The 13,149-nt window shown below is 54.4% G+C and carries 10 protein-coding genes; 8 read left to right on the top strand and 2 right to left on the bottom strand.

Annotated elements, in window-relative coordinates; all coding sequences use genetic code 11:
- The first annotated feature begins 143 nt into the window (after positions 1-143).
- The 4 genes from ACQE3D_RS23425 to ACQE3D_RS23410 all read left to right on the top strand — a co-directional run bounded on the left by ACQE3D_RS23425 (position 144) and on the right by ACQE3D_RS23410 (position 7,984).
- A complete protein-coding gene (locus ACQE3D_RS23425; RefSeq protein ID WP_313730272.1) occupies positions 144-449 on the top strand; it encodes a hypothetical protein in 306 nt (101 codons plus the stop codon).
- Positions 450-892: 443 nt separating this feature from the next.
- Positions 893-5,917, top strand: coding sequence for a neuraminidase-like domain-containing protein (locus tag ACQE3D_RS23420; protein ID WP_313730273.1), 5,025 nt, complete (start codon positions 893-895; stop codon positions 5,915-5,917).
- 63 nt (positions 5,918-5,980) lie between these two features.
- The gene (locus ACQE3D_RS23415) at positions 5,981-7,456 is read left to right on the top strand and encodes a hypothetical protein (RefSeq protein ID WP_313730274.1); all 1,476 of its coding nucleotides are present in this window, start codon (positions 5,981-5,983) and stop codon (positions 7,454-7,456) included.
- A 6-nt stretch (positions 7,457-7,462) separates the two neighbouring features.
- Entirely contained in the window at positions 7,463-7,984 is a 522-nt protein-coding gene (locus tag ACQE3D_RS23410) for an AAA family ATPase (RefSeq protein WP_313730275.1), read from the top strand.
- 336 nt (positions 7,985-8,320) lie between these two features.
- Here ACQE3D_RS23410 and ACQE3D_RS23405 read toward each other — a convergent pair whose 3' ends face one another.
- Positions 8,321-9,322, bottom strand: a complete 1,002-nt coding sequence (locus tag ACQE3D_RS23405; RefSeq protein WP_313730276.1) for a helix-turn-helix domain-containing protein — start codon at positions 9,320-9,322, stop codon at positions 8,321-8,323.
- Positions 9,323-9,716: 394 nt separating this feature from the next.
- Here ACQE3D_RS23405 and ACQE3D_RS23400 point away from each other — a divergent pair, with 394 nt between their 5' ends.
- Both ACQE3D_RS23400 and ACQE3D_RS23395 read left to right on the top strand, forming a co-directional pair.
- Entirely contained in the window at positions 9,717-10,262 is a 546-nt protein-coding gene (locus tag ACQE3D_RS23400) for a flavodoxin (protein WP_064023894.1), read from the top strand.
- Between the two features lie 129 nt (positions 10,263-10,391).
- Positions 10,392-11,075 carry an FHA domain-containing protein gene (locus tag ACQE3D_RS23395; protein WP_313730277.1) on the top strand — a complete coding sequence of 228 codons (684 nt, stop codon included), beginning with the start codon at positions 10,392-10,394 and terminating at the stop codon, positions 11,073-11,075.
- Between the two features lie 7 nt (positions 11,076-11,082).
- Here the strand turns inward: ACQE3D_RS23395 and ACQE3D_RS23390 are convergent, their stop codons facing one another.
- Positions 11,083-11,910 carry a PP2C family protein-serine/threonine phosphatase gene (locus tag ACQE3D_RS23390; protein ID WP_313730278.1) on the bottom strand — a complete coding sequence of 276 codons (828 nt, stop codon included), beginning with the start codon at positions 11,908-11,910 and terminating at the stop codon, positions 11,083-11,085.
- 226 nt (positions 11,911-12,136) lie between these two features.
- On the opposite strand from ACQE3D_RS23390, the gene ACQE3D_RS23385 reads away from it, so the two are divergent.
- On the top strand, positions 12,137-12,619 hold the full coding sequence (locus tag ACQE3D_RS23385; protein WP_313730279.1) for a VOC family protein: 483 nt from the start codon (positions 12,137-12,139) through the stop codon (positions 12,617-12,619).
- Positions 12,620-12,626: 7 nt separating this feature from the next.
- Positions 12,627-13,100 (top strand): VOC family protein, encoded by a 474-nt coding sequence (locus ACQE3D_RS23380; protein ID WP_313730280.1) that lies wholly within the window; start codon positions 12,627-12,629, stop codon positions 13,098-13,100.
- Positions 13,101-13,149 lie beyond the last annotated feature (49 nt).

Genomic DNA, 13,149 nt, shown 5'->3' with positions numbered 1-13,149 from the left:
ACCGATGTTGTATGTAAGGCTCTTGCAACTCGTGTAAGGCGGAACCATGAAATTGGCCCGCCGAATGATCTGTAGTAAAAACCGGACAAGTATTTCTTTCCACTCATAAATCACAAAATCATATCCTTGAAGAGGAAGCAATCATGATCAAAACCAAGCTCATCACCTGCTGCGATTGGCGTACCGTCGAGTCGTTCTGGAACGCTAACGGCACGGCCTTTTTCAAGGCGCCGGACGGCGCGCAAATTAAAGTCCGCTACGGCGTCAGCTGGTTCGGGTTCGACCGGCAACAGCAAACCCTGAACGGCTACGACTACAAGAAACTGGAAGTCGGCCTGGGCTCGCTCGGCTATGCCCGCATGCAGATCAAGGTACCCAGAAACACAGATGTGACCTATGACGTTTACGGTGGCGGCGTAGCCCGGCCGTCGCCGGAGATTCCGTTCTAGTCCCGTAGGCGCGCCTAGCTTCGGGTAATCGTAAGGATCTGGGGCTACTCGACGGAATACAAGCGCTTAGGAAACCTTTGATTAATACGTTCGCTCTTGGATTTTAGACTCCATTAATTCGAAGAGTTTTGTATCGGTTTTTCTTGAAAAGTCTTCATTAGTCAGGGGTTTATTAATGTTTGCAAAAGCCAGAGAAATTAGCTAGCCAAACTACGAACTAAATTCATCGATATTATTCAACTACCAATTTTGGGTATCTTTTGGATACTACTTAAAAACATAAGGGAAAACGCATGGACAACGAACCGCCAAAAATAACCGAAACCGGAAGATCGTATTCTTTAAATATCTCAATTACAAAAGTCAACGGCTTCCCTCCGGCCGCGAATATAGACCTATCGAATGCGACTCGTTTGGACCTCGAAGGAAATGCGTACGGAAAGGTGACCATTACGTATAACAATGAATCCGAAGAAACCGAAGACGTTACCTCCGAAATGGAATTATCTGTTTCTTTCGGCAACAGCAGAACGGACTCCACAGCCCGCAAATTGTCGCTGGCGTCGAGCGACGGCAACCGGACGTGGTCGTTCAGCGGCGATATGCCGCTCGACAAGGCCAGTCATAACGATCAACTACTCTGGATTACCGCCATTGCCGAGTATCCCGATACAAGAGCGCGAGTCCGTGTGGATTATTTGCCCATCGCAGTCGACAAACTGGTACCGGCCATTGCCGTTACCAAACCGCTGCCCGATCAGACGTTCGAATTGTCCGGCGGCACCTTAACGATACCGTTGGAAGTGATTGCCTCCGACAATCGCGGTCTACAAGGCCTGACCTGGACATTGGACGGCACGCCGATGGGCGCCCTGAGCTTGAACGCCGTTACCGGTCGCTGGCAAACCGACGTTGTTGTGGATCAGGTTAAAACGCATACTCTGTCCGTCGAAGCCACCGACGTCTTCAGTTTGAAAAGCAGTGCATCGTTGACCGTCGACGTGGTTGCGCCCTACACACCCGCCGATCCGGAATACGTTACCGGCGCGGTTTCTTACCTGGGTAACTTACTGAGTTTTGCTGCGTCGCGCATCGATAGCGGTAACGCCAACGGCGACGACAAGTTGCCGAGTGCCGACGATTTCAGCCGTATTTTTTGCCAACGTTATAGCGTGCTGGTCAGCCCGGCCAATCGTTCGATAGCGACGCGATACGTTCGGCAAACGCGCATCGCGATCGAGGTGTTGCGCGACTACATTGCGACGCGTGGCGTGGCCGGGAGCACGACCGCCAATGCCGCTTACTTAGGGCGGGCATACGGCGTCTTGTTGAATCAGTTGGGTACGTCGGTGACCGAAATTCGCTTGGCCGCCAGCGCTCCCGCCGGTGTTCGCATCGCGTTGGCCGGACGGCTAGGCATCGGAGCCGATGCTTTGCAAAATTTCGTCGTCGCCGACGACCAATTGACCGAAACGGCTTTGGAAAATTTGTTCGGTTTGGCGGACACCACAGCGCTCAACGATCCGTTTGCGTCGACAGCGATACCGCCGTTGTACTTACGCAAGCACCAAGGATATCTCAGATACCAGTGGCGCCAGCAGGACGATAACGTTCGCATTGCACCGTTTGCCGCGACGCCGGTACCGATTGTGGATCCGGATCTATTATCGGCCGGCGACTTGAAGTCGCAGACGGTTAAAGATTGGTTTACCGCGCGGAAAAGCCAATTGGATCAGATCGAAAACTCATTGCGGCAATTGACCGGTAGCGGTGCGGCGCTATTCGAAGCGGCCATCGAAACCGGGTTGGGCGCTGGTAAATTCGCGCAATTCAAAACCTTGGTTGCCGACTACGGACAAGGGCACGACATCGGCGAAGCGCTGAAAGGCTTATTCCTCGACAGCCCGGCGTTTTTGTTTTTGCTGAACCAGTACGCCGTGTTGACGGGCGGAAATACCCCGCTACCCGCGGAATGGGATGGTATCTTCTCGGTTCTGGTGCAGACTAGGAAACTGCGCGACTTGTATGGCAACTGGCGCCAGGAAGAAGTCAATGCGGCGGTAGCTTTGGGTCCCGACGACTTCGTTATTCCGGAACCGGCCGTCGAATCCAGCCCTTTGCCGGCTTGGCGGGCGAGCATTGCTCGGCGCCAGGATTGGGAGCATCGGTTAAAAGCGCGCATCGATGCCGATGCTGCGGCGCGCGAACAATTGATTGCCGCGGTGGATGTCACGGAAGCTTCGGTTTTGCCGTTACTGCGCGACCAATTAATAAACGTCGTCGCTCACGCTGCCCACCTGGACGCGGATGCCGATGTCGCGGAACGCCTGACCCAGGAATTGTTCATCGATTTCAAAGCCGGCGGGCAACAAACGTTATCGCGAATCGATCAGGGGCTAGAGACCTTGCAATCCGTGCTGGCGGCGCTGCGGCGGGAACGTCTGGCGAATATAACGCCCGCCGTGGGCGCTAGCCAAACCGGCGGCTGGAAATTGCAGGTCGATTTGGCGGCATTCGACCTGGAATGGCAGTGGATGAGCGATTTTGCGGCCTGGCAGTCGGCTATGAATGTGTTTTTGTTTCCGGAAAATTTTCTGCAAGCCGATCACCGTCCATTACAACCGGCAGCGCGCGGCCAAACCGACTCGTTCAGATTTAAATTGGTCGAACCGTTGAACGACAAATCCCGCGTTACCGGGACGACGGCAAAAACGCTAGCCGCCGACTATCTATCGGCACTGAAAAACGAAGTGGCGGAAGCTAAGCAGCAACTGGGCGACGCTTTTACATTACAGGCACCGGCATCGGTGAACGCCGTGACCGCGCTACGTAACAAAATTAGCGCGGTACTGCATGACACGGTACCGACCGATGACACGGCACCGACTGCCACCCATTTCTGGGACGCGCCGGCCTGGGTACAAGAAGTGTTTTATTTCGTTCCGATGCTATTGGCGCAACATTTGACGAGATCCAAGGACTATCGTACGGCGCTGGATTGGTATCAAGCGGTTTATGCCTACAATTTGCCAGGCAATCCGAAAGTCTATTTGGGGTTGGTGTGGGAAGAGAACGATCCGGTGGATTTTGCGCTGACCAACGATTGGCTGACTGGCGATTTCAACCCGCATAAATTCGCCGAAACTCGCGGTAACGTCTATACCCGCCATACCATTGCCGCATTGAGCGAATGCTTGCTGGCCTGGGCGGATGACCTGTTCAGTCAAGAAACGCCGCAAAGTTTGGCGCAAGCGAGGGTAAGCTATCTCGACGTATTAGCGTTGTTAAATTCGCCGGTCATCAGCGTTCCGCCGCAATTGAGCGGAAAACCGCTAACAAACGCGCTGCTACAAGCGCTGCGGCAACGCGCGGAGGTAAACCTGCAAAAATTGCGAGGCGGCTTGAACATTGCCGGGATGGAGCGCATCAATGTGGCGCCCGGTAGCGCGATGGTGATGCGCCAACCGACGCCATACCGTTATCAGGTCTTGATCGAGCGCGCCAAACAACTGACTTCGACGGCGGAACAAGTCGAGTCCGCGTTTCTGTCGACGTTGGAAAAGTACTTTGCTGAAAGTTATACCCTTGAACAGGCCAGCCAGGGCCTGGATATAGCCCAAAAACAACAGGAGTTGCAGCAAAAGCGCCAAACGGAGGTCGGTGATACCGCCAGCGTCGTGCAATTGCAAAAAGGCCGCAGCGATTTGCAGGTCGAGCATTATCAAGATTTACTCAAATCGGGTTTAACCGCGAACGAGACCGACCAACTTCACGCCTTGGAACATACTAGCGATTGGGGGCTGTTCGGCCAAATTGCGAGCGTCGCATCTACCGCGCTCGCCGTGGCCTCGCCAATGGTGACCGCGGGACTCACCGGCGGGATGTCGGCTTTATGGAGTTATTTGCCGACCGCGCTGGGAAACGGTGCAAATATAGGTTCTGTTATCAGCGGAGGCTTGAATATAAAAAGTTCCGCGGAAAAGTCCAATGCCGAGGTCACTGGACTTAGAGCAAGTTTCGAACGTAGAGAGCAGGAATGGCGGCGGCAATTGGCATTGGCGCAAAAGGATCAAGAAATTGGGAATGCGCAAATCAAAGTTTCTAGTGATCAGGTGGCCGTCGTTGATCAAGAATATGCGATCGCCAAGGCTCAGGCCGAGCATGCGATGCACATGGTTCAGTTCCTGTCCAAAAAGTTCACCAATGCCGAACTCTACAAATGGATGGCTCAAGTTCTACAACGCGCATACGGTTATTTTCTGCAACAAGCGACCGCGACCGCGCGGCTAGCTGAAACGCAACTGATCTTCGAGCGCCAACAAGCGATGCCGGCGTTCATCCAAGCCGATTATTGGCAAGCGCCGAACGACGGTTCTGCCAATCAGCCTTCCGACCAGCGCGGCATGACCAGCTCGGTGCGTTTGTTGCAGGATATTACCGAGCTTGACCAGTACGCATTCCTGAGCAATAGCCGGAAGTTGCAGATGAGCAAGACCTTCTCGCTGGCGGCGCTGTCGCCGATCGAATTTCAACGCTTCCGCGATACCGGGGTGATTCGCTTCAACACCGCGATGGCGCTGTTCGACCGGGATTTTCCCGGCCATTATTTGCGTTTGATCCGCCAAGCGCGGACCAGCGTAGTCGCGTTAGTCCCGCCGACAGTAGGTATTCACGCCACGCTGACCAATTTTGGGGTATCGCGGGTGGTCGTTGACGACGGCGGTTTCCGGCAGGTCGAAGTGCATCATGGCATGCAGTCGGTAGCGCTGACCGGCGCGGTTAATGCGACCGGGGTATTCGAACTCAATCAACAGCCGGAATTTTTGATGCCGTTCGAATCGGTCGGTGTCGATACCTTTTGGGAACTGCGCATGCCCAAGGCGGCTAACCCCTTCGATTTCACCACCATCGGCGACGTGTTGGTCACGTTGGATTACACCGCGTTGGATAGCTGGCAATACCGCAAGCAGGTCATTCAAAGCCTGCCTACCGATTTCGGTGCCGACCGTTCGTTCGGCTTGCGCGATCAATTCCCGGACCTTTGGTACGACTTGAATCATGCCGATCAGGCAGCGACACCCAATATCGTGCAGTGGGATATCGCAAAAGGCGATTTTCCGGCGAACGCGCTGGACGTGTCGATATCGCAGCTGGTGCTGTACTTCGTGGGTAAGGATGGCTTGGTCTTGCCGGAACTGCCGATCAAATTTCTTGGCCTTGATAACGGCAATGCCGAATCGGTCGGCGGTGCGGCGACGGCGGTTGCCGGTATCGCCAGCAGCCGGCGCGGCAATGCCGCGAGTTGGTTGGCGTTGCAGGGTAAGTCGCCGGTCGGACGTTGGCATTTGGATCTTAGCGATCGGCTGGCGGACGGGCGTTTAGTCAGTCAGTTGATAGGCGACGAGTCCATCGCCGATATCTTGTTTGTCGTCAGCTACACGGCCCGTTACCCCGCATGGCCCGCGTAACTGAAGACCGGCGCTAAGCATTCGAACCATCGACTAGAAACCCTGTTATACGAGGTCCCGCTAATGTTAATAACCCCTTATTTTTCTTTATCTAAAACCGCTAACCAGGCCAATACCATTTACAAGCAGGCCAGCCCGTCGGTATTGGTGCATTTGTTTGCCGAAGCGAGTAAAGCGGCCGGACCGGTGGTGTATATTCCGGCGGGCCGATACCCCTTGACCGCACCGCTGGTCATCGAAGGAATAGACGATTTAACCGTCATCGCCGAGCCCGGTAGTCTGTTGGATTATTCCGCCTATTCCGCCGACACTAGCCGGGTCGGCAACGAGACCGTCATCGGCAATCAAGCGGCCCGTAGTGCGTTGTACTTTAAAAACTGCGCGCGGCTCAAAGTCGTAGGATTAAGCACTACGGGCGATTCGACGAATTTCGTCGTCGAGGAAAATATTGGCGCCGGCATTTATTTACACGGGTGCGGCAATGCGAGAATCTCCCATTGCCAAAATTTTTACGGCGGTGCGTTGTTTATGCAGGATGCCGCGCCCGGCGATTTCGGTACGGTTTTGGAAAATTGCTATTCGTTCGGTGCCAGGAACGCAACCATTCCGGGGCCTGGCACCACATTTTCTGGCTGTGTGTGGGAATTGCCGACCGATACCGCCTATGACCGAATCGGACCGCTGGGTTCCAGTGCCGCTTGTTACGCATGGGCCGGTCGCAGTCATTGTAAGTGGCAGGCTTGCACTTTTAAAAACATTCGTCAGGCGGCGATTAAGATCAGCGGCAGCCACGATAACGTCTTCAATTCGATCATCGACGCCAATCATTTTTTGGATTGCGGCGCGGCGTTGGTATACGGCGGCGATCAGGCGGGCGACGCCGATCATTACGGCTTGTTATTTACCAACAACGCTTGTCACAATTGCGCCACCAATCGAGCAGGCTGGCATCAAGACGCCGCAGTGGTCGTGTTCGGCAGCGCCATGAGTAAAATCCTGAACAATACCTTCTTGTATACCCGCGACCATTTGGGGACGCTCAATGGCGATTCGCTGGCCTCCGCCACGCGCGGAATTTTAGTTTCCCGGTATAGCGCCGCCAGTCCGGAAGTGACCGGGGTCGAAATCGCCAATAATGCATTCCTGACCAAACTGCATAAAAATACCGCAAACAGCAACGACGAGTCGGCGAGCTCGCCGGGAAATGTCATTAATCAATGTATTTATGTCGAATCGGCTAGAGGCGTTTCCATTCACCATAATCATTTTCAAAATCAGCAAATCGGCATTTTTTCCAATAGCAATATTGGCTTGCTCGAGGAATCCAATCAAGCCGACAATACGATCATTTTCTCGCAAGGGTTTTCGAATATTACGCCGATTTATCGAAATAATTCTTTACTACCCGGACAATTTACATCGGAACACAGTCAATTGACTTCGCAGTCGGATAGTTATCCGACACTGGAGGACAACTACCAATTGCGTGAAACGGCGGGCCAAGGCGATAAAATTCCGATGACTCAAACACTTGTTTAAGCCAAAATGGCAAAGGTATATTTAATCGAGGGTCCTATCGGCGCGGGGAAATCGACATATTCCAAATTGCTGGCCGCCGAAACGAATGGTATTTATATTGCGCTGGACGAATGGTTCGCGTTGCTGTTCGGTCCGGATAGACCGGACGCGGAAGTTGTAACCTGGTATCTCGAACGGAAAGACCGAGTATTGAATCTGATTTGGAAGCACGCTGGCGCCTTATTGGCTTCCGGCATCGACGTTGTGTTGGAGTTAGGTTTGATCCAGCGCGCCGACCGGCAGGCGTTTTATCGGCGCGTTATCGAAAACGGCTTTGATTTACGGGTGTTTGTACTGAGTACGCCGGAAAACATCCGACGCCGGCGAGTGCAACAGCGAAATGTCGAGAGAGGCGCCACCTTTTTCATGGTCGTCAGCGACGAGGTTTTCGATCTGGCCAACCGATTATGGGAGCCGCCAGACGAAAGGGAGACTAGCGAGTATTGCCTTGAGTTCGTAAGCTATCACAGCACTGTGCCGGAAGTTTAACCGCGACCAATACTTTTGGCGAATTTAAAATTCGAGTGCTATTGTTATGGCGATAGCGAGTATTTCACTATTCACATACGCAAAATAATCGATGTCGCTTTCCAACGCTACATCGAAGTTCATGTAGCTATGGCGTTCGAACGTTTTGAGAGTTATGGCGCCGGAAAATAACTCGATAATATTGCAATTTTTCAATTGAAATTGGATGCGATTTAAACTATCCTGTCAGCCTTTCCTCGGAATCAGGTAAAGCTGAATGGTGGATGTTCAATATCGCGTAGATATTGATCCATTATTTCAATTCAACGAAGATTTTATCAGCAAAGCCTATTAAATTTATCGGGGTTTATCGATTGATTTGCTTGGCGTCGCCTGAGTCCGAGATCGAAAATCGTTTGGCGTCTCGCCGAATCGGCGACGAAATTGACGGTAAAAATAGGAAACATCGTTAAATCCTGAGTGCAGCGCAATATCGGTTATACTCAGCTGGCGATAAATAGGCGAAGTTAACATTCTCGCGGCACATTCCAATCGGAGACGATTGAGAATTTGAGTGACGCTTTCATTGTTTTCGTTGAGTAAGGCATATAAATAGCGTTTGGATATTTTCAAGGCGGTAGCAATATCGGCCACCGACAAGCCGGGTTGCCGAAAATGTTTTTCGATATAGTCCGTCAAGGCCGCTTTGCGGGCCGCTCGAACGCCGCCCGAAGCCGCATCATCATTGCTACAGCTACCGCATAAAAAGGCCGCTAGGTCTAACACGTGTTCGCCGACCAATCGATCGAGGTCGGCGCTCGGTTCCAATTCTTGTCGGTCAAGCATCCGAAGATAATTGATCAACAACGATAGCGCTTCCTTGTTTTCGAAGGGTTGCATGGTCAGGCATTCCGCTTTCGGGACTCGATGCAAAAATTCGCCGCGCGGTAGGCACAAACTCATTTGGAATTGATGCTCTCCGGGCGCAGTGGGTGCCAAACCGCCGTTCAAAGCCCGACCGAAATCCACTAAAGCCGCTCTGTCCTTGTGCATCGACATTCGGGTCTTACCTTGGCTTATTTCCAGTTTTCCGTTCACGCAGAGCGGCAACGCGAAGCCATCCAATCCGTCGTGCGCGATATTTTGTTGGTTTCTATCGAAAAGCATCGCGGTGCTGAGGTTAGTAGCCAAGCTCACCGCGCCCAGTGCGCGAAAACTTGCCTTGGTATAGAACGGACGGACGTCGCAATGCCGCATGTCGAATCCGGCCATTTCCTTGGCAAAGGTTTCCCGCCACACGTCGAAGCGAGTGTTTTCGGGAAGTTCGGCACTGGAGTACAGGATTGCGTTATTGGTCATGGCGGCATGCGCGGCTTGCTCCGGGGATACTCTGAACGCCGGAGCTCGGTGTCGGGGGCGGATAGTTTACCGCCGGACGGAACACGATGAACACTAGATTTTCCTATGGTTCCTCTGCTTCCGAGTCTTTGAATGCGGTTATTTCTCGAAAGTTTGTCGCAAACGGAGCCCGCTGTCGGATCGATTGTTGTCAAAATGACCAGCAATCGCCTCATGCAGCACTTGCTTAGCGGAAATCGACGCTTTAGATATAGCGGCCGCCGGTTCCGCCAATCGCTTGATTCTAAAAGATCTCCGGGCTTAAACGTCTCCGGCGGGCGCGACTAGCCTTCCAAGACCGAGGCTGGTTTAAATTTTGCTTTGCTGAACGTAGACAGCTAATTGGGGTTTGAAGATGAACAAGATTGGAATTTTCTACGGGACCGAAAAAGGCATGACGGAGATGATGGCGCAAGTGATGTACCGTGTGCTGGGCGATGAGATTGCCAGCGAGCCGGTCAACGTTAATCGGGCAACGGTCGGGCAATTGCTCGGCTATAAGGCCTTGATCTTAGGCATGCCGAGTTATGGCGTCGGCGAAATCCCCGGCCGGACCACCGGCAGCGAGGAAGGCAACTGGGAAGAGTTTTTATACCGTTTGGATGAGGTCGATCTGTCCGGCAAGCGTGTCGCGCTATTCGGCCTGGGCAATCAGCAAAAGTACTATGCCCGCTTTGCCGGTTCCCTGATTCATTTGTATCACTACGTCGCGGGCTACGGTGCCGAAGTGGTCGGTGCCTGGAGCACGGAGGGCTATCAATTCACCCATTCCAACTCCGTGGTCAACGGTAAATTTGTCGGGTTGGTGTTGGACCACCATACCCAACCAGAAATGACCAAGAGCCGTATTCTGGATTGGCTGGATCAAATCAAGCCCGCCTTGCTGGAGAAGCTGAATTAGGGGGCCATGCACCAATAGTGTCTGCTCGCCAGAAACAAAGCATTAGGCAATACAAATAAAAACTGACTTTTCCGCGACTCCGGCCAATACTTGTGACGTTTGCGTCATTCAATCCGAGGAGTCGAAGGCATGAGTTTTGTCGAGATTTACTTTAACAGCTCGCTGCAAAACGTGGTCGAAATCGGCGATCAGGCTTGCAGCATCGGCCGGGCCAGCTATAACCACGTTTCGATTGGCAATAAGGGCGTTTCGCTGGTGCATGCCGCGATCTCCAAACAAGGCGACGCCTGGTGGTTGGAGGATATGAACAGCACCAACGGCACTTATTTGAACGGAAAAAAGATCGAAGGCCGGCAACGACTTCAATTCGGCGACGTCATCACCTTGGGCAAGCACGAATTAAAATTCGTGGCCCAACCCAACGCCGCCAACAGCGGTATTGGCCAGACGCAAGCCGACGATTTCGACCGAACCTTGCTGGTGAATTCCGCGTCCGGTCCGGCCGGCAATGCGCCGAGAACCGGCGATTACGCGCTGTTGATGCGCGGCGAGGCCCGCAACATCAACAAACTGCTGTTAAACCGGGATTATTATTCGATCGGCAAGGGGACGCAGTGCAACGTTCGGGTGGGCGGCTGGTTTACGCCCAAGTTGATCGCCGAAATCATCCGCCTCGGCGACCATTATTATTTGACCCCGGTCGTCAAAAAGCACATCCGGTTGAATGGCCGGGCGGTCGGGCATCAGGTCCGCTTGAGCAACGACGACAATATCGCGATCAAACAGGTGTTGTTGAAGTTCGTCGAGCAATGACGCCGACTCATTGGCACAGCAAAATTACTGAGATGTTGTCGGTTCCGCCGTTGGCGTTGGCGGCATCGATCAACGCACCGGCCTTGGCCGGCAGATTGTCGGGGGTTAATCCGCCCAATAGGTCCGCGATTTCGCCGTCCTCCAGCATGCCGGTCAGACCGTCGGAACACAGCAGGAAGCTGTCGCCGGCGGCAAACTCCACCAGCTGCACATCCGGGACTATCGCCGGCTTGGGGCCGATGGCCTGATAAAGTCGGTTGGCGGGCGGCGCCTCGCCGGTCCGGCCGGTGTCCTGCCACTGCCGGTACAGCGAGTGGTCCTTGGTCAATGCTTGCAACGCGTTGCCGCGCAGCCGATACAAGCGGCTATCGCCGACGTGAAAAACCTGCATTTTCGCCGACCCGCGCGCCAACCGGCAACCGACCAGAGTGGTGCCTATCCCGCAGCCCTCCGCCGCGCCTCGGGCCTGATTGTCGCGATATAAGGTCCGATTGGCTTCCCTAATTATGTCCGCCAGCAAATCCAGTTGCCGTTCCAGGCTATCCCGATCCGGTCCGTCGCGGCGCTTGAACCAACGTTCGAACCAGCTCGGCGCGAATGGCTCGGCGGCGGCCGGCAAATAGCGGCCGATCAAATCGTTGACGCTGGCGATCACTTGCCGGCTGGCGACATCGCCCTGACCGTGCCCGCCCATGCCGTCGGCCAGCAAGCACAAGCCGGCGGCGGCATTTATCGAGATCGCATCCTCGTTCGCCGCCCGCGCCAGACCGGGGTCGCTGAGTCCGTAGGCGTAATAACTTTCCAACAAGCGCGTCACCGTCATTAGGGTTTCCATCGTTAAATTACCGGGCGAGATAGCAGTCGCGTTAGAGTATGGCGTAAAGTGCATCTCGATATCGAAAAGTGGCCGCAACCCACCGACTTGTCAAGCCTTGGAGCGCCAGCCTGGCTTACAGGTCGGACACGAGCCGTTCGCAAATTTTTTCCGGGTGTTGTCGATTTCCGTCAAGCGGGTTCGACTAGTCAACGCAAACCCTTTTATCCCAACCAGGAGTCATACGATGAGCAAGCCAGTCAACCCCATTCCCGACGGTTACCAAAGCGTCACGCCCTATCTGACCGTCGAAGACGCCGCGGCGGCGTTGACGTTTTACCAACAAGCCTTCGGCGCGCTGGAATTCATGCGGCTGACGATGCCGGGCGGCAAAATCGGCCATGCCGAGTTTACGATCGGCGTCTCGCATTTTATGATTTCCGACGAATATCCGAACGCCGGTTCGACGTCTCCAACGAAATTGGGCGGTACGGCGGTCAAGCTGCATTTGTACGTTGACGATGTCGATGCCAGCTTCGCCCAGGCCGTCGCGGCCGGCGCCGTCCCGGCCATGCCGCCGGCCGATCAGTTCTGGGGCGACCGGATGGGCGTGCTGATCGATCCGTTTGGCCATCAGTGGATGTTGGCGACCCACGTCGAAGACGTCGAGGCTAGCGAATTCCAGTCGCGCATGGACGCGATGTTCGCCGGCCACGGCGATTGTGAGTGAAACGACGATGGCTACGATCACACCGTTTTTATGGTTCGACGATCAAGCCGAACAGGCGATGAATTTCTACTTGTCCGTGTTTGCAGAGGCCAGGGTGCTGAATGTCAACCGCTACCCTGCCGGGGCGCCGTTGCCGGAAGGTACGCTGATGACCGCCAGCTTCGAGCTGAACGGTCTGGCTTTCGTCGCGTTGAACGGCGGGCCGATGTTCTCGTTCAATCAGGCGATCTCCTTCGTCATTAACTGCGAATCCCAACAGGAAGTCGATGACTACTGGGAAAAACTGTCGGCGGAAGGTCAGCCCGGCCAATGCGGTTGGTTGACCGACCGGTTCGGCGTACCTTGGCAAATCGCGCCAACCGCGCTCGGCCGCTTGCTTAGCGACCCCGACCCGGGCAAAGCCGCCAGAGTCATGCAGGCCATGCTGACGATGAGCAAAATCGACATCGCCACGCTGGAGCGCGCCGCCGCGGATGCTTGAAGCGCTCGCCGCCGGTCACTGAGGGCACGCCAACCGGGTTCGGCCGGCG

The sequence above is a fragment of the Methylomonas sp. MS20 genome, from assembly GCF_050275925.1.
In the GTDB taxonomy this organism is placed as follows: domain Bacteria; phylum Pseudomonadota; class Gammaproteobacteria; order Methylococcales; family Methylomonadaceae; genus Methylomonas; species Methylomonas koyamae_A.
This window is presented reverse-complemented; position numbering and strand designations above follow the sequence as displayed.

What these genes read in the sequence shown, in the direction of transcription:
- ACQE3D_RS23425 (WP_313730272.1), top strand. Translation starts at nt 144, where the DNA reads ATGATCAAAACCAAGCTCATCACCTGCTGCGATTGGCGTACCGTCGAG.
- ACQE3D_RS23415 (WP_313730274.1), top strand. Translation starts at nt 5,981, where the DNA reads ATGTTAATAACCCCTTATTTTTCTTTATCTAAAACCGCTAACCAGGCC.
- ACQE3D_RS23410 (WP_313730275.1), top strand. Translation starts at nt 7,463, where the DNA reads ATGGCAAAGGTATATTTAATCGAGGGTCCTATCGGCGCGGGGAAATCG.
- ACQE3D_RS23405 (WP_313730276.1), bottom strand. Translation starts at nt 9,322, where the DNA reads ATGACCAATAACGCAATCCTGTACTCCAGTGCCGAACTTCCCGAAAAC.
- ACQE3D_RS23400 (WP_064023894.1), top strand. Translation starts at nt 9,717, where the DNA reads ATGAACAAGATTGGAATTTTCTACGGGACCGAAAAAGGCATGACGGAG.
- ACQE3D_RS23395 (WP_313730277.1), top strand. Translation starts at nt 10,392, where the DNA reads ATGAGTTTTGTCGAGATTTACTTTAACAGCTCGCTGCAAAACGTGGTC.
- ACQE3D_RS23390 (WP_313730278.1), bottom strand. Translation starts at nt 11,910, where the DNA reads ATGGAAACCCTAATGACGGTGACGCGCTTGTTGGAAAGTTATTACGCC.
- ACQE3D_RS23385 (WP_313730279.1), top strand. Translation starts at nt 12,137, where the DNA reads ATGAGCAAGCCAGTCAACCCCATTCCCGACGGTTACCAAAGCGTCACG.
- ACQE3D_RS23380 (WP_313730280.1), top strand. Translation starts at nt 12,627, where the DNA reads ATGGCTACGATCACACCGTTTTTATGGTTCGACGATCAAGCCGAACAG.